Below are 20,783 nucleotides of genomic sequence, written 5' to 3'. Positions count from 1 at the left end.
TTGATAGAAGACGCTAAAAAAGATCACAAAGAAATCACATTGATCAAACTTTTCTAAATTAACCTAACAATCGGTAAAGAATCGCTTGACGCATAAATACGCCATTTTTAGCCTGCTGAAAATACCACGCGTATTGAGTTGCATCAACTGAGTTGCAAATCTCTTGCACTCGCGGCAGTGGATGCATCACAATCAAATCATCATGTGCGCCATTGATCAACATATCTGCCGTAAGCACATAATCCATCGTATGCCCATCTTCTTCAGGGAAACGTTCTTTTTGCAAACGCGTCATATACAATACATCAACCACACCAATGACATCAGCTAAGTTCTCAACACAGTGTACGGCTATGTTTTTATTTTTAAGTTGAGCTAAAATCTCTTCTGGAATTTGCAATGCCTTTGGTGCTACATAATAAATCGTAATATCGTGATAGTTTAATAACGCATAGCTTAATGAATGCACAGTACGGCCATAACGCAAATCACCAATCATTGCGATTTTAATACCATCAATTTGCCCAAATTTTTGTTCTATCGTAAATAAGTCAAGCAAGGTTTGTGAAGGATGTTCATTCGCACCGTCTCCGGCATTCACTACAGGGATATGTGAAATATCTGCAGCGATGTTAGCACTTCCTGATTCAAAATGACGCATAACAATCGCATCAGCATAGCCATTAAGCATTTGAATGGTATCGTTTAAGCTCTCGCCTTTCTTACCAAAAGAGGTATTATGCGCATCCGCAAAACCAATGACTTTAGCACCTAAGCGATGAATCGCTGCTTCAAAGGATAAACGTGTACGCGTTGAAGCTTCGAAAAAACAGCTGGCAATAATCTTATCATTTAAACTATTTATGAGTTTGCCATGCTCGGCATCATGCGCAAGTTTCATCAGTCGATCAAAATCATCCCGTTTTAAATCTTTGATACTGACAAGGTGTTTTGTTGTGTTATTGGCTGTAGATAATATCGTTTCAAGCATATTATGTCCCTTAAGGTGTTAATTACTTTAATTACTCTATGCATATCAGGTAAACAGCGCTATCCTATCAAGAAAAAATAACAAGGTATATTAAAACATGTTTCCCGTTGCATTGACTGGCGGTATTGGTAGCGGTAAAACAACAGTTGCTAATCTTTTTCATGAGCTTTATAACATTGATATTATCTGTGCGGATCAAGTCGCCAGAAACGTTATCCTCTTACCTGAAGTCATTGAAGCGATTATTAATGAGTTTGGCGATACAGTGATAACTAACGGTATGATTGATAGAAAAGTCTTACGCAGTATTATCAGTCAAGACACATCAGCACGGACTTGGTTAAACAATCTTATGCATCCGATTATTCGTCAACAGATCGAATTAAAACTCTCAAAAAGCCAATCCATCTATACAATCATAGATATTCCACTTTTGACAACGGCAACACTTACTAACTACCCTTATCTTAAGAAAATTATCTCGATATGCGCATCTATGGACACCAAGCTTGATCGTATTACAGCGCGTGATAAGCAAACAAAGTCACAAGCTTTATTGATGATTCAAAGCCAGATTAGTGATGATGAACGTCGCACATTTAGTGACTTTATAATTAAAAACGATGGTGATATTTCTGATCTTATACCACAGATTAATGCTATTCATCACAGCATATTGTTATTCTTAAACGGCACTTCTTGACAGGCAATAATATCTAATTCTCGTGGATAACCTACCTCAATTAAATACAAACCTTGAGGGGGTGCCGTAACACCTGCTTGTGTGCGATCTTTTGCACCTATCAATGCGTTGATCCAATCGGGTGACTTTTTGTTTAAACCCACCTCTAGCATTGATCCGACAATATTTCTGACCATATGGTGCAAAAAGGCATTTCCTTGAATATCAAAAATAATAAACTGACCATACTCAGTAAAATGTGCATGATGAATATTACGCTTGGCACTTACCGATTGGCATTGTGATGAACGAAAAGAGCTAAAATCCTGCTCACCGAGCAAGTACGCACAAGCTGCATTCATCTTGATTATATCCAATGACTGATTAATCCAAGTAACTCGCTCATGCCATAATGCACTGGAGGTTTTATTCTGATAGATCACATATTGATAGCGTCGATATAATGCACTAAAGCGCGCACTAAAATCCGCGTCAACCTCATAGATAGCAGAGACATTAATATCATTGGGCAAATGCGCATTAACACCTAACACCCATGCCTTTGATTGCCTGATTGCTGACGTTGAAAAATTTACCACTTGTGCCATGGCATGTACGCCAGTATCCGTTCTACCTGCGCAGACTACTTCAATCGGTTCATTGGCAATAATGGATAATGCTTTTTCTAAACGCTCTTGTACACTACCACTATGATTTTGGCGCTGCCAACCACAGTAATTGGTGCCCGCATATTCAAGTATCAACGCATAATGTCTTAACATATTCTAAACATCAATATTCAATAAGATCGCTGATCATAGCACAACTTAAGATGTTTTATAACACCAATGCCAAGGTTCATAAATAAACCCGTACACATTGTCTCGTGGATAGCTTAAAGTGAATTGGAACTCATGGGCATGCTTTGATAACCATTTAAAAGCTTTAGTTTGCTCAAAGCTTTCTGTTAGCACTTCACTCTCCTCATCTGAGGTAAAATCCAAAGCACATCCTGTGTGATGCTCACTAAATCCAGGTAAGGCTGAGACTTTTAAAATATCCTCTAGCAATAAACCTTTATTTAACTTATTTAAAATAATGTTAGCCTGATACAAATAGCTACGAAACGCTGAAACAACCATCAATTTAACACCCTCTTGCAAAGCGCTTTTCTGCATTTTCAGCCATGCATGATATGCCGCATGTTGCATATAATAATCTCGATCAAACACATCCTTACCGCCACAGATGAGTGTAGATTCTGGACATTCTTTAAAAAATGGTTGATTTGTATTATCGGCAAATGCTATTGGCAAAATCGCATAAGCACTATCAAGCTTGTGATTGTTATGAGGCATCAGCTGGCTTTCCTTGCATAAATAAATTCTCGGCAATTGCAGTTAATGGTTCATGCAATAGCTCAAGTGGTGTTTTTTCAAAGCCTGGTATTTTTGAGCTTGTGCTATTAATATGCACTTCATCAATAAGCTGGTTCGTTCTTAGATCATATATTTTTATACTTAGCCCAACTTGATCAGCGACACCAGTTAATAATGTATAACTTTCTGTCCATTTACTGATTCTCGGTAAAATAAAATAGTCATACTTCTTATCACGTGCTGCTAGATATTCAAACTGTGCCGACTGGAAGTGTGATGCCAGCGTCAGTGTTTTAAAATGATCTTTTAGCGCATCGTTTAGCGCTAATAACGTTTCTTTCGCACTTTCTGGATAACTATGCAAGTCATCATAACCATTATTAGGATACGCCATATAAGCGGTGGAGCCATTAGGCAACTTCACCAAGCCATCATGAAAGTGAATATCATTACGCTGTGCTGCAACTGTCTTTTGCATCGAGTTTGCAACAATTTCATGGGTGCTTGCACAACCTGTCATTAAAAAGCAAAGACCTAAAAAAAGCTTTTTCATTCTTGTTAAAAACAAAACTAACGATACAAATATTATACAGACTATAATACTAAGACCAAGTAAACGCAGCGATTTTTTTACTTTTCCTACAATCCTGAAATCAGTGACATCAGCTCACTGCGGCTTTTCTCATCTTTTCTAAAGATTCCACGCATACAACTTGTCACTGTTGATGTTTCAGACTTGTGCACGCCTCGTGTGGTCATGCACTGATGCATTGAATCAATAATCACGGCGACACCTTTGGGTGCTAACGCTTTTTCAATTGCCAAGGCAATTTGCATAGTTAAGCGCTCTTGTGTTTGTAAGCGTTTGGCAAACACATCTAACACACGCGCTATTTTACTTATGCCTACGACTTTACCATTAGGCAAATAAGCAACATGCGCTTTACCAATAATTGGTACCATGTGATGCTCACAATAGGACTCTAAACGCATATCCTTTAAAAGCACAATCTCATCATAGCCTTCAACATCTTCAAATGTCTTTGATAGGATTTCATCAGGGTCTTCCTCGTATCCCTTGAAAAACTCAGCATATGATTTAATAACACGCTTGGGTGTTTCAATTAACCCTTCACGATTAGGATCTTCGCCGATATACTCTAATAGCGTTTTAATTGCTTCTTCAGCTTGTTGTACGTTTGGTTTTTTTATCATGATTTTTGCTTCATTATTTATTTTTATCAAATGCTATTTTAATACCCTGCAATACCAAATCTGGCACAATGGCATCAAATAACCCAGGGACATTAAATAATTGCGAAAATCCACCGGTTGCAATCGTTATCACCGTATTTGGATCTGTTTTTAACTCCTGAATCATTGCTGATTTAAGCTCTTTTAATGCACCTAAATGTCCATAGTAAATACCTGATTGCAGATTAGTATCAGTATCCTTGCCTATTGCCATCATTGGTTTGACAATACTCACTGATGACAGCTGGGCGGCATTACTACTTAATGCTTCAAGTGAAATACGAACTCCCGGCAAAATAGCACCACTTAAATAGGCTTTATCTTTACGCACCACATCAAAAACTGTCGCTGTACCCAAATCAATCACCAAAATATCTTTGTTGGCAAATAGCTCAACAGCGGCAATGCACCCTGCAATTCGATCAGCACCAACCTCTTTGGGTGTTGCCACTTGCATCTTTAAGCCTGTTTTGACACCAGGTTGCAAGAAAAATGGTTCAAAATCAAAATACTTTAAAATGGCAGAACGCAGTGAATAATTAATGGCTGGCACCACAGAGGCAATAGCGACACCCGTTATTTTATTTGGATCAAGACTATTCTCACTTAGTGCTTGCCTTAGAAAAATACCTATTTGATCTGAGCTGCCATGCGCTGAAGCTGTGTTATAACGAAACTGTAATATCAACTCATCATCATCAAAAACACCCGCATGAATATGCGAGTTGCCAACATCTAAAGTAAGTAACATTTATCTTTTAAATATTTCCGCTTAGTTTGAGTCGCAGTATATACCTAACACAAACCATTTTACAATCCTTCTGCCATTGAATTTCTTGTTCTTTTGAATCATTTAATATTGCTAATAGCCCTTGCTATTACCTGCAATCCAATAACTCAAAACTATCAAAAACTTCTTTGACATTAAGCACTCCAAAATGGTTTGCGCTAGGTATATACCCATCATTAATTCATTTACAGCATTAATCGATGTTTTTTAAGTGTCTGAGACTATTATTTTTTACGGTTTGCGTTATGATGGCGACAAGTTTATTCGACACTACATATTGAAGTATAAACATGGCTAATTTTGATCGTCATTTTTATCGCATTTTATTGCTTATTATTTTGCTGACTGCCGCAGGGCAAATGACCAATACCATTTATGTGCCTGCACTTACACAAATGGCGCATGAGTTTTCCGTTAGCGTTGGTCGTATGCAAGCCGTGATTGCTTGCTATCTATTTCCTTATGGTTTGCTCCAATTCTTTTATGGTCCTTACTCCGATCGCTTTGGTCGCAAACCAATGATTTTAATCGGTATTGTCTTTTTCACACTGGGATCTATCTTAGCTATTTTTGCAACGCACTTTATAACCCTTTTAATTGCAAGCTTCCTACAAGGAAGTGGCATTGCTGTTGCCGGTGTTATGGCGCGAACTGTTATGCGTGATTTATATTCTGGCACGAAGCTGCATAGTGCTAATAGCATTATGGCAATTGCACTTATCTTTGCACCCTTACTTGCGCCTTTGTTGGGAGGTTTTTTTACTGATCTTCATAGTTGGCGTGCTATCTTTATCTTTCTTACGGTTTACGGCATTCTGCTTCTTATTATTCAATGGATTTTCTTCCCTGAAACTAACCAGCAGAAATCAAACAAAGGTAACCTCTTAGCCAAATATAAAACCGTATTAACCAATGGTAACTTTATCATCAACCTTATTTTATTGATCGTTGCCAATGGAGGCATTGCTGTATTTGAGGTCAGTTCAGGCGCCTTGTTTACTTCTGTTTTAAAGCTTTCGCCAGCAATTGCTAGCTTATTGTTTATTATCCCTCTGCCTTGTTATATGTTTGGCAGTTTTCTCTCAGCACGCCTTGCACGACGCTATAGCCTTGATCGCTTATTACTCATTGGTTGTTTTACCCTTTTGATTAGCGGTATTGCACTTGGTTTGTCTTATTATATATTTGGTGTAACAAGCCTGAGCATTATTTTGCCTGGCTGTTTGTACTTCTTAGGGTGCGGGCTAATCTTCCCTACCGCAACCACCAAAGCATTAGAAGAGTTTCCAAGTATTGCCGGAACAGCAGGAGCTGTTTTGGGTGGTGCGCAAAACTTCGGTGCTGGATTATTAACGGCATTAGCTGCCTTTATTCCTTTAAAGAATCAACTACCTTTGGCAATTATATTATCCACTTTGTCTGTATGCGCTTTAGTTAGCATAATGATGAGTCAGCGCTCACGCATTGTGAGAGTAAATTAGAAGTTCAAAGACATCTTTTGTAATTCGCTTACTGGCACTTTTTTTACTTCTTTTTGCACTTTGCCATCTTTACCTAACCATTCTCTCGTTACCGTAGCAGTCTTGCCATCTTGATTAGTTTGAATACTTACGGAGTTAAATGAGCGCTGCATCTGATTAGCATTAGCATTCGGACTTGCATTTGGTGCTAGCGTTTTTTGTACAGACTTTGGCGCTGCTTGCGCTGGTGCATTTTGTGATTGCGCTTGACTCATTTGCTGCTTTAACTGCTGCATTTGCTGTTGAAGATTCTGGGCAGCTCTTTGATATCTTTGCTCAAATGCTTGGCGTTCAGCTTCTAACTGTTTTTGCTGCATATTAAGTGCATTAACCGCTTGTTGGTATTGTGTTTGCATTTGCGCATGCCTAACTTGTCCTGTATTCACCCACCCCACTTGTCCTGTTTGTGTGTCCGCAACTTTAATCCAGTTACCTTTTTGGAAGAATTGAATATATTGATTTTGATTCTGATCAGTTAGCTCAGATACTACTTTAGCATTAGTATTTGGCTCATTATAAACTTGATAAGTCGCGGCAAAAGCAGCACTAGAAGCGGCAATTAACCCCAAAGATAATAATAGTTTTTTCATGTTAATTCCTTAAGTGTTAAGTTAATTTAAATCGTCAATCAAAAGATTGATTATGCTTAAAAACACAACAAAATTAAAAGGGAAATCTTAAGAAAAACTTAAGGGATCAAATAAATAATAATCATTTATCTAATCCGCACCTGAGATTCGCAGGGGCAGCAATATTCATATATTTTGAATTAAGTAGATTTAAATTTGCCATAAGATAAGATTAGCATGAATATGAGTATCAATAGCTACAACTAACTTCAAATCTAACTCATTAATTAACTTTTCATACCCATGCTCATGGCCTTTTACTGGATCAATAATCACGCCTTCACGCCCAATACCTGATGCAAGTAAATAGGTATAAGATAGGTATCAAAATCGAATAATTGTTTTAAAATCATGATTATCCTTCCTTGTTTTTTATTTTGTTAAACGGTAGAAACATTAATACGTTTGCAAGCGCACAAGTACCAGATAACCCTGCAAATAATAATCCAGCACCGAAAAAAGCGCTTAAGATATTGAACCAAGGTGAAACGGTATAAGAAAGCATAATACCTAGTATCACCATAAAACCAACGATGATTTGCACTTGACGCATAATGGGAAAAGGTGCTTTAGTCTTAATAATGGTTTGCAGATTTGCTTTTTTCCATGCATTGATTCCTCCTTTCAGGATATATACCTTTTTAAAGGGGAGTTGTGCAAAAAAACCTTCTGCTTGAAGCGTTCTATTACCAGATTGGCAATGAAATACAACAACCTCATCTTCTGAAAAAACATAAGAATTCAACTCATCTAAGGTTTTGTTTATAGCACCTTTTATATGCTCATTTATATATTCACTAGGTGTTCTGATATCAATTAATTTAACACGTTGATTTTGGCAAAGATCATTATATTCATTGATTGAGATATTTTGACAATGGTTCATTCGTTTCTCCTTTCTGTAGATTACTCTAAATTAGAATACCCTAATATTTATGCTAAATTTTTTATTTACAGTAAATCTCATAAAGTGTATCAATAATCTTTTTAATATTTTGATCTTTAAGCTGATAATAAACTGTTTGTGATTCTTTTCTTGTAGTGACAAGTTTCTCTTTGCGTAGCACCGATAAATGTTGTGAAAATGCAGATTGACTTAGGGTTGAATATTCCGCAAGCTCACTCACAGAAAGCTCTCCTTGTGTTAAAAGACAGAGAATCATCAGCCTTGACTCATGTGAAATAGCTTTTATCAAGCTGGCAGCTTTTTGCGCATTCTCACGCATCACGATTAAATTAGTCACACTATAAAATCAATTATCCAGTTATATTAGGATATTCTACATTAGACTTTATCAATATATCAAGCTATTTTTATTCAACACGATTCTCTGATGGGTGAAACACTAATTCACTTGGAAATTTTGTTTTTTGTGAAAACGCCCAAAACCTTAATATTAAAGCGGTTGTGAAAAGTATACTTTCTAAGTTTGACTGAACACATCTGAAAAAAACTAATGCCATCTGGAATTAGCTCCTACTAATCTATATACTTTCTTCTTCAGATATCACTAACCTAAAGAGAAATACAAACATGAGTAAGCAAGAAAACAAAAAACTAGTTGTGATCACTGGTGCTAGCTCTGGCTTTGGTGCAGCGATTGCTAAAAAGTTAAGTGCTGATGGTTTTTCATTACTACTAATTGCAAGACGTTTAGATAAACTTGAAGCACTTAAGCTACCTAATACCATTTGCGCTAAAGTTGACATTACTGATCGCAACGCTTTTGAAAAAGCCGTAAGAGATGCTGAGCAAAAGTTTGGGAAAACCGACTGTCTAATTAATAATGCAGGCGTCATGCTACTTGGTCAGATTGACAGTCAACATGCAAGCGAGTTCTCCAAAATGCTTGATGTTAATGTCAACGCTCTACTTAATGGCATGCAGATTGTTCTTTCTGATATGAAACAGCGTAACGAAGGGACAATCATTAATATAAGCTCAATTGCCGGAAGAAAAACCTTTCCTAATCACGCTGCTTATTGTGGTACTAAGTTTGCCGTGCATGCAATTAGCGAAAATGTTCGAGAAGAAGTTGCCGAACATAATGTCCGTGTAATCACTATCGCACCAGGTGCTGCTGAAACTGAATTATTAAGCCATACTTCATCATCAGAGATAAAAGCTGGTTATGAAGCATGGAAAGATGATATGGGTGGCGTTTTATCTGCTGATGATGTTGCTAATGCCGCTATCTATGCTTATATGCAACCACAAAATGTTTGCATTCGCGAAATTGTCATTGCGGCAACAAAACAACAACCTTAATTGATATATACCCACCACAAAGTGATTCGTGGTGGGATAGTTATCTGACTTTAACCTTAAGCCGCACGTCCATTTTGTGACTTGGCAAGTTTAGCTGAGGAATATGCCATCACACGCCATACCTTACGTTCAGTTTTAAATTTACGCTTTAGTTCCTTATAGCGCTCTTTAAGTTGAATGGTTTGTGTTGACGATAGTTTATCTTTCTTTGCTTGCAAACAAGCTTGTTTGGCTTTTGCCCAATCTTTAATGCTATCAAAAAGTAGTTTATATTGCGTCTCTAAGCGCTGTTCAAAATCAACAACTAGCTTGATATAACGCTTATCTTTAAGCTTGTTTTGTGCATGTTTCAATTGCATCGACGCGCGTGCTGCTTCAATCACGGGCTTTGGTGTCGTTTTTAGATCATATGCCCAACCAATTTTTGACGCACTGAAAATAATCCATTTAGAAGGATCAAAGTCATACCATTTAACACCATTACGATAATCTCCAGCATATTTGTGATGATAGTTATGGTAGCCCTCACCATAAGTGACCAATGACAAAATAGGATTATCACGTGCGGTATTCTCGTCTGAGTATTTTTGTTTACCCCAAACATGCGCCAGTGAATTGATAAAGAATGTAAAATGATGATTAAGGACTAAACGTAGTAAGCCCGCTAATAATAAACAACCACCAATACTGCCATAGGTAGCTCCAATAAGCATTGGCAATAATACACACATAAAAATAGCTAATGGCACATAATATTTATGTTGAAAAGCAACAATCTTATCTTTCTCATGATCATTTACGTTTTCAATTTTGCCCACTTTTCTTGGCAATTCTCTTAGCATCCAAGTGAAATGGCTATACCAAAAGCCTTTAGTGGCTGCATAAGGGTCAAGCTCCTTATCATCAACATGACGATGATGCTTACGATGATCCGATGACCATTTGATAATACTGTTTTGCAAAGCCGCTGCACCAAATAGCATAAAAAAGATCTTAAGGGGTGCTTTTGCCTTGTAGGCGCGATGCGACCATAAGCGATGATAGCCTGCGGTGATTGACAAACCCGTTGCTATCATAAAAAAGGCGAACCAAAGCCAGTCAGCTAAGGAAAAGCCATAAGTCACAGCATAATATGGAATAAATATTAATGCTGCAATCGGTGTTAATGTTAAAATCAGCACACTTTTCATATCAAGTGGCCGTTTTTCTGCATTGTTTTGCATACGTATCCTTTTCTAAGTTAATTCAGCAAAAAACAAAAATGCGAAAACGCAAAGAGAAAAATAAATTTCCACTGCCCATCTTATCGCAAATATCTAAAAATACTAGGATTATTTTTCGCACAATGACAAGGCAAAAGCACTCGCCCCTTTAATACCAACATCAGTATCCATCACGACAAAAACCGGAATCTCTTTCATTAGCCCCGTCATGCGTCCTTTATCATGGAAGTTTTTCATAAAGCGACCATCTTGCATTTGCTTAATAAGCTTGGGCGCAATACCGCCAACAATATAAAGCCCGCGTTTTGGTAAAGTGGCTAGTGCCATATTTCCAGCAACTGCACCATAAACCCGAATAAAAATATCTACTGCTCTTAATGACATCGGATCACCCTTCTCAACGGCATATTGCGTAATCAGTTGCGCTTGATCGCCACCTTTGTGCATATCGCGTCTTAATTCAGGTGACTCTGGTTGATTATATAAAGGGTTAGCTACGACATATTTATAAATATTAACAAGACCAGGACCGCAACAAATACGCTCAATGGACACACGATGAAGCTTCTTCTTTAAAAATTGAAACAAACCAATCTGCTCATCATCAACAGGTGCAAAATCTTGATGCCCCCCTTCGCTTGGGTAAACAAAGGTCTTGTTATCATGTTTAGTAACGATTCCCATACCAATGCCAGTTCCCGCTCCAACCATTGCAACAGGTGCATTTTGATCAATTGGCGCTTGCTGTAGACACACTAAATCTTTGGTTTCCACGGAGTCTAAACCATAACCGATAGATGCAAAATCATTAATCAATTTAACCTTACTAATATCAAGTATTAATACTTCAGCTAATTCAGTTTCGGTAAGTCCCCACGGTAGATTGGTAAACTCAATCGCACCATTTTTAACAGGGCCTGCCACAGCAATACAAGCTGCTTTAATCAGCGACTTATCAACCGACGATTCTGCAAGAAATTTCCCAATAATGGCAGATAAGCTTTTAAAATCAACGGCTAAATATTTTTTAGCAAATAATACTTTTGACTTTTTATCTTTACATTCAGTCAACTGCAAACGTGTATTGGTTCCACCAACATCACCAGCTAATACAATCATCTATTTTATCCTTGTTGTTTAACAAATTAAATCATGGTTAATAACTCACTACAGCGGATGTAGTAAGTCAAATATTTTCTCAGCAAGCATCTTTTGTGCTTTGGTTGTTGGGTGAACATAATCCCAAAATAAATGTGTCTTTGGATCATGTTCAATGGGAATATCTGTTTGGATTTCACCATTAGCATCAACACCACCAAAGCTTCTAATACAGGCTTCCGTCGCATTATCAAACCCAAATGCCATAGGGGTTTCTAATGCTTCGTGCAATAAAGCATAGGCATCAAATAAATGAATCTGTACGAAAGGATATTTCTCTTTAAGCCTATTAACCCCAGTTTCAAGCTGCTTATTTTGCTTGATAATGTTGCGCTTGATATATTTCTTAAGCCAAATAACTATTGGTTTTGGAAAAGGTGTCACCTCATAAGCAGGTGCGACAGTCACATCTGGCACATTCCAAACAACGACCCTCTTAGCGCCAAGCTTAATCACGCGATCAATACTAGAAAGTAAATCACTGGCAACGCGATAAACCGCAGGAAAATTTAAGAAAGGTTTTTCATTATGCACAGCAAATAAAAAGTTATTACCACCACCATTTAGCATAATAAGCGCATCATCAGCAAAGCGCCCTTGTCGTGCAACATAACGATCAATCTGATTTTGCACTGAAAAAGAGTGCGCTGTTAACAATGATTTTGGATTTTTACCTGAGGTGCATGCGCCACCTATGGCATAATTATTTACTTTAATATCTGCTGTTGTTTGCTGCCTTTCTTTGAACATCTTACCAAGATACTCACAAGCAACTAATCCATCACTAAAGCGTCCACGGTCATAAGGTACTCCTGGAATTTCCAGTGTTTTAATTAGATTGCCATTATCTTGCAGGCTATCGCCAAATACTACAATACTACCAACAGTCATCGTTAGCTCCTTCAAAAAAATTAACCATCCACTGCGCAACCACTCTACCGTGATCACGCATTCTCAAGCTATCCATGCCTGACTCAAAGCAATGTGATAATGCTTCTTTTTGCTCTTTTATTAACAAATGATTATGCGCACGCAACATTTCAGGGTGAGCTTGCATTCCCCATACTAAATTATCAATGACAAACATTTGTACAGGACAAAAGGTGTTTGTGGCAATTAAAGTGGCGTTTTGCGGCAGATCAACCACTTGATCCTGATGATAAAAAGCTAAACTCAAATGATCGTGAAACGGACACATCCAAGCTTGTCTTTCAAGTATTTTAATGCACTGCACACCAACACCCCACCCCTTAACGGAACGCTCAACGCGTCCACCTAAGGCCTGTGCTAGGATTTGATGACCAAAACAAATACCAATCATCTTTTTGTGTAAACCAAACAGTGTCTTTATGTAATTTTCTAGAACACAAATCCATGGTAGACGTTCAAATGATGTCGCTTTACTGCCGGTAATAATAAACTTGTCATAATGATTAATATCCTTTGGATATTGACCAACAGTCACATCAAACACATCAATATCGACAATGGTTGAGACTTTCAAAAAAAGATTGGCGAACATATCAGGGTAATTGCCTCCTGAGACACAGTGGCGATATTCCGGAATATGATCAGCTTGCAGTAAGGCTATCTTCATTAAGACCTCTTAAACCTCAACTCTTTAAATCATCTCTTTGAGCTGCATTAACGCTGCTTTTGATAACTTGAATGTATAGAGTTTACTGGCGTGTTCCTTATCTGCTTTAAAGCCAATTACCCCATCATCTAAATTCAAGATCTCTTCAATCTGAATTGAGCTTTCTTTGTCGTCAAGCTTATCTTGTTTCTTATACCATGTTTCTTTAGCACGTTTGATTGCTTGGCGATAAGCGCCATGAATTTTATTCTCTCGCACTTTTTGCACAAATTGATTGGCAACTTGCGGTAGTTCATCTTCAAGCTTTTTTAATTCATACAGTGTGCGCACATCATCGATCAAACCATCTTGACTTAACAGGCGAATTGCTTGTGACGATTTGGCAAGTTTTAAGCGCATCGACACCCAGCTTGGTTCACGCCCTAAAGATTCAGCAACTTCTGCTTTATTGACTTTACGCTTCATCACAAGTTCAGTTAAAGCATCGGCCTCTTCAAATGGGGAGACTTTTTCACGTTGTTCATTCTCAAGCAATTGAATAATTAAAATATCATTGTCCGCTTCATCACGTAAAATACATGGCACACTTTCAAGCGTAAGCTCTTTTGCCGCTCTAAACCTACGCTCACCAGCGATAATATGATAAAAACCATCATCCTTTTTAGGCGTTACAATAATCGGTTGGATAATGCCCTTTTGCGCGATACTCTGCGCTAAAGTATCAATATTTCTAAAGATTTTACGCGGCTGATTTGGATCAGGCATTAATTCATTTAAATTGATATTAAGCAACCCACCTGATTGTGCTGCATGTTCGTTTAAAGTTTTAAGCTTAAGTGCCAATAGCGCTTCCTTTTTATTATCAGCACTGCCATCAGTGCTCCCCAATTCATGCACCCTTTTTCTATTGGCTAAGGATATTTTTGCACTCATGCAGTCACCCTTGAGAATGAAGCCACGATTTCCTTAGCTAATCTTCTGACTTGAACATGGACATTACTCTCAGGCGCGTAATCACCGATATACATACCAGAGGCCTCAGCTTCGACAAACTTAACACTTTGTGGAATAAACGTACTGAAAGATTTACCTTCTTCTTCTAGCACATTAAGCAAGCTGCGCGACATGTTTGAGCCTTTAACAACGCGATTAGCAAGTAGCTTATAAGGGCGATCAGCAGTTAAGGCTAAATCTTTTGCCTCAAGAAGGCCTGATAAATCCATGCCACTGGGCGCTGCTGGAATAATCACTAAATCTGCCAATAAAGCAGCCTTTAAGGCAGCCGTTTGGAAATTCGGTGGTGTATCAATAACGATATAGTTCACCTTTGATTTGACCTCTGCAATTGCCTCTCTGGCATGTTTCTCATCCACTTGAATAACATTATCAGCCGAGTCTTCATTTTTAGCTGCCCATGACCAAGCATCTGGCTTGTCTTTATCCATATCAATAACTAATACAGAATGACCTAATTCCCTAAGTCCGCCATAAATATTCATTGCGGTTGTTGTCTTACCAGAGCCACCTTTTTGTTGTAAAAGGGCAATTACTTTTGCTGTCTTCATCTTCAACTGATTAAGTTACGTTTAATGCTTGTGTCAGTATATAACACTCATCAAGCATTTTACAGCCTTTCTGCCATGGCTTTTTTGCTTTATTCTGTATGAAGCTTAGTGTTTATTTTGATTCAATCATTAAGTTTGATTATACTCTCAAATGAATTTCAGAGAATGATAACAAACAAGGATGCATTATGCATAACAAAGCCTCAAGCAAAACCACTAAATTCGATTCAAATAAAGCTAATGAGCTCGATGATCTGCTTCTTAATTTATATCCGGAGCCTGCCGATAATTTTGATAAAGATGAACATATTTTCTCGCTATCCATGTTAGATGGATATCTCACAGCCGTATTGCTTTGCCCTGATATGATAGACCTTGAAGATTGGTTAGAAGGTGTTTGGCAAGAAGATGCACTACCTCAATTTAAATCTCAAGCTGAACAAGAAAAACTGACTAAGCTATTAATTGCTGAACACAATCGTGTCAAAAAAGCATTTGCCAATGAATTAACTGAGTTTGAACCGCTTGTTTATCACGAGATGCATAATGATCAAGCATTGCCTGCGATTGATCTATGGCTTGATGGTTTTGAACGTGGCTTTGAGTACTTTGTAGATGCTTGGATATTAAATCCGCAAATCGAAGCCGTTATTGATGATATTTTAGGGTTTGATGATGATTGCGACTTTGAACATCTGTCATTAGATCAACGCAATAAGTCATTAGAAAGACTCACTGATTTGATTATTCAGTTATATGCTTTAATTTGCAGCAATCCAAATGCAAAGTAGTAACTAATAAACGTCTCTCTTGTCACATTAAATCAACGAGACAGGCGTCTTATTTCAACAAACGCCTTTTTTGATAAACATAATATACAGCTGGCAGCAGCAGTAGCGCTAAAATAGTTGCACTAATCATGCCACCGACCATCGGTGTTGCAATGCGCTGCATAACCTCTGATCCAGTTCCTGTTGCAAACATAATAGGAATCAAACCAATAATAATCGTTGCCACTGTCATTGTAATTGGGCGCACCCGCAATAATGCTCCCTCAATAATCGCGCGTTTAATATCATCTTCAGACAATGTTTCCCTATTAAGAGACTGTATTGTTTGGTTCATATAAACCAGCATCAACACACCAATTTCAACGGCAACACCAGCTAATGCTATAAAACCAACACCCACAGCTACTGACAAATTATAATTCAAAAGATAAATCAACCAAATACCACCAACGATAGATAATGGCAAAGTCAATACAATCATCAATACATCAGCAACTCGTCGGAAACTTAAATACAATAATAATAAAATAATTGCCACCGCGATGGGGACAACTTTTAAAAGTTGTTGATTAGCGCGCTGCATATATTCATATTGACCTGAGAAGCTCAGTGAATATCCAGTTGGTAACGGTAGTTTTTGATCCAATAGCGCTTGTGCTTGATGGATATAACTGCCAACATCGCCCTTGATATCAACCAACACAAGTCCTGTTAAACGTCCATTCTCACTTTTAATCATCGGTGCACCTTTGTCGATATAAATATTAGCGACTTCCGATAAAGCAATATGTGCACCTGTTGGTGTCACAATCGGTAATGCTTTGAGTTTTTCTAAAGAATCTCGATCGTATTGTGGAAATCTTAAGTTAACAGGATAACGTTCCAACCCTTCGACAGTTTCGGTGATATTCATCCCTCCCACTGCCATTGAGATGAGCGACTGAATTTCAGCAATGGAAAGTCCATAGTTCGCCGCCTTTTTGCGATTGATATCAATATTGATATAACGTCCACCTTCCGAACGATCAGCATAAACTGAGGTTGTGTTAGGCAATTGATTTAACAGCTTTTCAATCTTGCTACCTAAAACTTGAATCTCTGCTAAATTATCACCTGAGATTTTGATACCAATCGGTGTTTTAATCCCCGTTGATAACATATCAATACGTGTACGAATCGGCATCACCCAAGCATTGGTGACACCTGGAACTTTAACTACTTGATCAAACTCTTGTTTGATCTTTTCAAATGTTATGCCTTTGCGCCATTGTGACTTAGGCTTAAACTGAATCACTGTTTCAATCATGGTTAAAGGGGCGGGATCGGTTGCCGTTTGCGCGCGTCCAATCTTGCCAAAAACCGTTTTAACCTCGGGAACTGTCTTAATCAAACGATCTGTTTGCTGCAACACCTGCTGCGCTTTTCCAATGGAAATACCTGGCACAAGTGTCGGCATATACATCAAGTCCCCTTCGTTCATATCAGGCATAAACTCATAGCCAATATGCTTTAACGGATAAAGCGTTATTGCCACAATAATTAAGCATGCCAATATCGTTGTTTTTGGAAACTTAAGTACCCCATTTAAAAATGGCTTATAAGCTGCCATTAGAATACGATTTATTGGGTTTTTATGCTCAGGCATGATCTTACCACGGATTAAATAGCCCATCAGTACCGGCACTAGTGTAATTGAAAGACCAGCTGCCGCTGCCATGGCATAAGTTTTAGTATAGGCTAAAGGCGAGAAAAGCTTGCCTTCTTGAGCTTGCAAAGCAAATACGGGCAAGAAGCTTAAAGTAATAATTAATAATGAAAAGAAAATAGGCGGACCGACTTCAGCAGTAGCTTTGACGATTAGCTGCCAACGATTATCTTTGGTCACCATATTCTTTTCAAAGTGTTTATGCACATTCTCAATCATCACAATAGCAGCATCCACCATTGCACCAATAGCAATGGCAATCCCTCCAAGGGACATAATATTGGCATTGATTCCTTGAAGACGCATAATAATAAATGCACATAATATGCCAATTGGTAAGCTAATTAACACCACGAGTGAAGAACGAATATGAAACAAAAACACCAAACAAACCAATAATACGATGATCAATTCTTCGATCAATTTATCACTTAAATTATCAATCGCATTATGAATGAGCGTGGAACGATCATAGGTTTCAACAACTTCAACTCCAGCAGGTAGGCTTTTTTGTAAAGATTGTAGCTTAGCTTTAACCGCCTTAATGGTTGCCAATGCATTTTCACCATCACGCATCACAATGATGCCGCCAACACTATCACCCTCCCCGTTTAAGTCAGCAACACCTCGGCGCATTTCAGGGCCAATATTAATCGTTGCAATATCTTTAAGCAGTATCGCTGTGCCATTTTGCATGACACCAACAGGAATGTCTTTGATCGATTGTAGGTTTTTCAGATAACCATTGGTTCTAACCATATATTCAGCTTCTGCCATCTCAAGCACTGAACCACCTACTTCCTGATTAGCCTCAATAATGGCTTGCTTGATTTTATTTAAATTCAAGTTATAAGCGCGAATGGCATCAGGGTTTAAGGTAATTTGATATTGTTTAACCATCCCACCAACGGTTGCAACTTCTGAGACGCCAGGGACAGTTTGTAACTCATACTTTAAAAACCAATTTTGCAAGCTGGTTAGCTTTGAAATATCCATACTATTTGATCGATCAACTAAAGCATATTGATAAATCCAGCCAACCCCTGTGGCATCTGGGCCCAATGCGCTCTTTGCAGATGCCGGTAGTTTATTTGAAATCTGGCTTAAAACTTCTAAAACACGCGAGCGCGCCCAATAAGGGTCTGTGCCATCTTTGAAAATAATATAGACATATGAATCTCCAAAGAATGAATAGCCTCGCACGCTCTGGGCACCCGGTACTGATAACATTGCCGTTGACAATGGATAGGTTACTTGGTCTTCAACAACTTGCGGCGCTTGTCCTGGGTAATTGGTTTTGACAATGACTTGCACATCAGAGAGATCCGGAATGGCATCAACAGAGGTTGTTTTGATGGCGTAAATGCCTGCAACAATTAATGCAATTGTTGCGACTATCACTAAAAATCTATTCTTGATTGACCAATAAATGATATTTTTTATCATAGCCCACCTCTTCCTTAGTGTATTGAGATTTTAGTAATCACATAGTCATTGGCTTGTTTCTCAAACTCAAAATGAATACGTTCAGAGGGTTTTAATGTCTCCAAATTAATCTTATTTGAAACATTAAAAGGCATTGTCATGGCAGGCCACTTAAGTGCCTTTATTGGCTCATGTGATAAGATGATAATATGCTTTTCTTTATCTATTTTTTGCACTACCCCCATTCCTTGATAAAGACTAGATTTTGATTGTTTTGATATCTTATCCATTTTTATTTGAGGCGGATGATTAGCATTAAGGCGTTTTAAGCTTGCTTGAACATTGGATTCTGAGTCGATTAAAAATAGACTTGAGGTAACGATATTATCATTTTCTGTTAATCCTGCCAAAATTTGCGTATAGCCATTTGCTTCAAGCCCTAATTTTACTTCTTGCGCACTAAATTGACCTTGCCCATTTTCTAAAATCACATAATTAAGATCTTTCAAACGAATAATTGCCGAGCTTGGTACCGTTAAAGACTTAGCTAATTTTTTCGATAAAATATTAACATCCATATAAAGATTTGGCTTAAGCAATTGATCTTTATTATCAAGTGTTGCCCGAATTGTCACGGTTCGCGTCACTGGATCAATTGTTGGTGAGATAAATGTAAGTTTGCCTTTGAAAATTTCATTAATGCCATTGATCTTGCCACTGATTTGATCACCGATATTAAGATACTGCACCTGACTAGGGAAAACTTCTGCATTTAACCATACGGTGCTTAAATCAACAATAGACATCATGTTTTTATCTGGTGTGATATACATACCTTCTTTGGCTTCAAGCTCAGAAACTACGCCCGAAATTGGCGCATAAATATCAATTAGCACATCGGCTTTTTTGTTTTTTTCAATACGCGCTATCTGCTCATCTGAGATCCCTAGTGCGCTAAGTTTAAGCTTAGCAGCATTGATATAATCTACCTGATCAGTATATTGAGAGGTCTCTGAGCTAGTCGCAATAGCTTTGCTTTGTAACGCAAGTACAAATTCTTGTTCAGCCTCTAATAATTTTGGCGAGTAGATCTGGGCTATTAGCTGCCCTTTTGTTACTTCTTTGCCAACTTCGGCTACTTGAAGTTTACGTATCCAGCCATTTTCATAGGTATGGACATGTTCAACATAATTATCGTTTTCTTTAATAACACCTAATGCATCAATATTAATCCGCAAGCTTCGGTATTTTACAGGTTCAACTTGCACACCAATATTATTCATCACATCAGGTGAGATTTTCACACCATTTGCTGTAGATGACTCAGCATAAACAGGCACTAAATCCATCCCCATTGGCGACTTTCCAGGTTGATCCCTTTTGTAGTTTGGATCCATGGGAGCCACCCAATATAGTGGTTTTTTAGCTTTCTGATCCACATTGTCTTTATTGCTTTGCTTATTTTGATCTAAAGGTAATGCATAAAAAATGGCAAAACCAATCACACCGCCTAAAACCATTAGCCCCAGATTTTTAAGTTTTACATGCTTATTTTTTGTGATTTCTTCCTGCATTTATCCGCCTCCAAATACCCTATTAACTACGTTACAACGACTGTGCCTTGATACATATTCATCTGGCAACTAAAGTAATATACCCCTTTGGGGAGCTTACCAAGTTTGATATGAAAAGATTCTTGCAATGGTAATGTGTATTGTTTATTCAGCTCTTTAATGCGAATCAAGGGTTGAATAATAATCAAAAATAAAGTTTACGAGTTGCCAATCCATAATTTATTGTGTTAA

General features: G+C 37.9%; 22 protein-coding genes. 4 read left to right on the top strand and 18 right to left on the bottom strand.

What is annotated here, in order from left to right; genetic code table 11:
• Positions 1–58 precede the first annotated feature (58 nt).
• A complete protein-coding gene (pyrB, locus tag ACY10D_RS05975; RefSeq protein ID WP_486999852.1) occupies positions 59–991 on the bottom strand; it encodes an aspartate carbamoyltransferase in 933 nt (310 codons plus the stop codon).
• A gap of 97 nt (positions 992–1,088) precedes the next feature.
• Here pyrB and coaE point away from each other — a divergent pair, with 97 nt between their 5' ends.
• Entirely contained in the window at positions 1,089–1,694 is a 606-nt protein-coding gene (coaE, locus tag ACY10D_RS05970) for a dephospho-CoA kinase (RefSeq protein ID WP_486999851.1), read from the top strand.
• Here coaE and truA read toward each other — a convergent pair.
• From truA to ACY10D_RS05945, 5 genes are all read right to left on the bottom strand, one after another.
• Complete coding sequence (truA, locus tag ACY10D_RS05965; protein ID WP_486999850.1) at positions 1,658–2,455, bottom strand: tRNA pseudouridine(38-40) synthase TruA; 798 nt, start codon at positions 2,453–2,455, stop codon at positions 1,658–1,660. The genes coaE and truA overlap by 37 nt on opposite strands.
• A 45-nt stretch (positions 2,456–2,500) precedes the next feature.
• Positions 2,501–3,031, bottom strand: a complete 531-nt coding sequence (locus tag ACY10D_RS05960; protein WP_486999849.1) for a M15 family metallopeptidase — start codon at positions 3,029–3,031, stop codon at positions 2,501–2,503.
• The gene (locus ACY10D_RS05955; RefSeq protein WP_486999848.1) at positions 3,021–3,530 is read right to left on the bottom strand and encodes a DUF4823 domain-containing protein; all 510 of its coding nucleotides are present in this window, start codon (positions 3,528–3,530) and stop codon (positions 3,021–3,023) included. Before ACY10D_RS05955 ends, ACY10D_RS05960 begins: the two co-directional genes overlap by 11 nt.
• 161 nt (positions 3,531–3,691) lie before the next feature.
• Positions 3,692–4,267, bottom strand: a complete 576-nt coding sequence (gene folE / locus ACY10D_RS05950) for a GTP cyclohydrolase I FolE (RefSeq protein ID WP_486999847.1) — start codon at positions 4,265–4,267, stop codon at positions 3,692–3,694.
• A gap of 13 nt (positions 4,268–4,280) precedes the next feature.
• On the bottom strand, positions 4,281–5,057 hold the full coding sequence (locus ACY10D_RS05945; RefSeq protein WP_486999846.1) for a type III pantothenate kinase: 777 nt from the start codon (positions 5,055–5,057) through the stop codon (positions 4,281–4,283).
• A gap of 329 nt (positions 5,058–5,386) precedes the next feature.
• Here ACY10D_RS05945 and ACY10D_RS05940 point away from each other — a divergent pair, with 329 nt between their 5' ends.
• On the top strand, positions 5,387–6,577 hold the full coding sequence (locus ACY10D_RS05940; protein ID WP_486999845.1) for a Bcr/CflA family efflux MFS transporter: 1,191 nt from the start codon (positions 5,387–5,389) through the stop codon (positions 6,575–6,577).
• On the opposite strand, the gene ACY10D_RS05935 is transcribed toward ACY10D_RS05940, so the two are convergent.
• The 3 genes from ACY10D_RS05935 to ACY10D_RS05925 all read right to left on the bottom strand — a co-directional run bounded on the left by ACY10D_RS05935 (position 6,574) and on the right by ACY10D_RS05925 (position 8,471).
• Positions 6,574–7,206 (bottom strand): hypothetical protein, encoded by a 633-nt coding sequence (locus tag ACY10D_RS05935; RefSeq protein WP_486999844.1) that lies wholly within the window; start codon positions 7,204–7,206, stop codon positions 6,574–6,576. The two genes, ACY10D_RS05940 and ACY10D_RS05935, sit on opposite strands and share 4 nt — an antisense overlap.
• A gap of 394 nt (positions 7,207–7,600) precedes the next feature.
• Positions 7,601–8,131 carry a rhodanese-like domain-containing protein gene (locus ACY10D_RS05930; RefSeq protein WP_486999843.1) on the bottom strand — a complete coding sequence of 177 codons (531 nt, stop codon included), beginning with the start codon at positions 8,129–8,131 and terminating at the stop codon, positions 7,601–7,603.
• A gap of 61 nt (positions 8,132–8,192) precedes the next feature.
• Positions 8,193–8,471 carry an ArsR/SmtB family transcription factor gene (locus ACY10D_RS05925; protein ID WP_486999948.1) on the bottom strand — a complete coding sequence of 93 codons (279 nt, stop codon included), beginning with the start codon at positions 8,469–8,471 and terminating at the stop codon, positions 8,193–8,195.
• Positions 8,472–8,779: 308 nt separating this feature from the next.
• Between ACY10D_RS05925 and ACY10D_RS05920 the strand changes: the two genes are divergently transcribed.
• On the top strand, positions 8,780–9,514 hold the full coding sequence (locus tag ACY10D_RS05920) for an SDR family oxidoreductase (protein ID WP_486999842.1): 735 nt from the start codon (positions 8,780–8,782) through the stop codon (positions 9,512–9,514).
• 56 nt (positions 9,515–9,570) lie between these two features.
• Here the strand turns inward: ACY10D_RS05920 and ACY10D_RS05915 are convergent, their stop codons facing one another.
• The 6 genes from ACY10D_RS05915 to ACY10D_RS05890 all read right to left on the bottom strand — a co-directional run bounded on the left by ACY10D_RS05915 (position 9,571) and on the right by ACY10D_RS05890 (position 15,063).
• The gene (locus ACY10D_RS05915; protein WP_486999841.1) at positions 9,571–10,737 is read right to left on the bottom strand and encodes an acyl-CoA desaturase; all 1,167 of its coding nucleotides are present in this window, start codon (positions 10,735–10,737) and stop codon (positions 9,571–9,573) included.
• Positions 10,738–10,845: 108 nt separating this feature from the next.
• On the bottom strand, positions 10,846–11,856 hold the full coding sequence (glk, locus tag ACY10D_RS05910; RefSeq protein ID WP_486999840.1) for a glucokinase: 1,011 nt from the start codon (positions 11,854–11,856) through the stop codon (positions 10,846–10,848).
• Positions 11,857–11,904: 48 nt separating this feature from the next.
• Entirely contained in the window at positions 11,905–12,786 is an 882-nt protein-coding gene (locus tag ACY10D_RS05905) for an SGNH/GDSL hydrolase family protein (RefSeq protein WP_486999839.1), read from the bottom strand.
• Positions 12,773–13,492, bottom strand: coding sequence for a glutamine amidotransferase-related protein (locus ACY10D_RS05900; RefSeq protein ID WP_486999838.1), 720 nt, complete (start codon positions 13,490–13,492; stop codon positions 12,773–12,775). The genes ACY10D_RS05905 and ACY10D_RS05900 overlap by 14 nt, the downstream gene beginning before the upstream one ends.
• Before the next feature lie 24 nt (positions 13,493–13,516).
• Positions 13,517–14,425 (bottom strand): ParB/RepB/Spo0J family partition protein, encoded by a 909-nt coding sequence (locus ACY10D_RS05895; protein WP_486999837.1) that lies wholly within the window; start codon positions 14,423–14,425, stop codon positions 13,517–13,519.
• On the bottom strand, positions 14,422–15,063 hold the full coding sequence (locus tag ACY10D_RS05890; protein WP_486999836.1) for an AAA family ATPase: 642 nt from the start codon (positions 15,061–15,063) through the stop codon (positions 14,422–14,424). Before ACY10D_RS05890 ends, ACY10D_RS05895 begins: the two co-directional genes overlap by 4 nt.
• 182 nt (positions 15,064–15,245) lie before the next feature.
• Here ACY10D_RS05890 and ACY10D_RS05885 point away from each other — a divergent pair, with 182 nt between their 5' ends.
• The gene (locus ACY10D_RS05885; RefSeq protein ID WP_486999835.1) at positions 15,246–15,848 is read left to right on the top strand and encodes a UPF0149 family protein; all 603 of its coding nucleotides are present in this window, start codon (positions 15,246–15,248) and stop codon (positions 15,846–15,848) included.
• Positions 15,849–15,897: 49 nt separating this feature from the next.
• Here the strand turns inward: ACY10D_RS05885 and ACY10D_RS05880 are convergent, their stop codons facing one another.
• From ACY10D_RS05880 to ACY10D_RS05870, 3 genes are read right to left on the bottom strand one after another with little or no spacing between them, the layout of a single operon-like run.
• Positions 15,898–18,999, bottom strand: coding sequence for an efflux RND transporter permease subunit (locus ACY10D_RS05880; protein WP_486999834.1), 3,102 nt, complete (start codon positions 18,997–18,999; stop codon positions 15,898–15,900).
• A gap of 14 nt (positions 19,000–19,013) precedes the next feature.
• Positions 19,014–20,552 carry an efflux RND transporter periplasmic adaptor subunit gene (locus ACY10D_RS05875; RefSeq protein ID WP_486999833.1) on the bottom strand — a complete coding sequence of 513 codons (1,539 nt, stop codon included), beginning with the start codon at positions 20,550–20,552 and terminating at the stop codon, positions 19,014–19,016.
• Positions 20,553–20,578: 26 nt separating this feature from the next.
• Positions 20,579–20,722 (bottom strand): cupredoxin domain-containing protein, encoded by a 144-nt coding sequence (locus tag ACY10D_RS05870; protein ID WP_486999947.1) that lies wholly within the window; start codon positions 20,720–20,722, stop codon positions 20,579–20,581.
• Between the last annotated feature and the right edge of the window lie 61 nt (positions 20,723–20,783).

The sequence above is a fragment of the Cysteiniphilum sp. genome (assembly GCF_057495195.1).
Note: the sequence above shows the minus strand (reverse complement) of the source record. Positions and strands in the feature narration are given on the sequence as shown.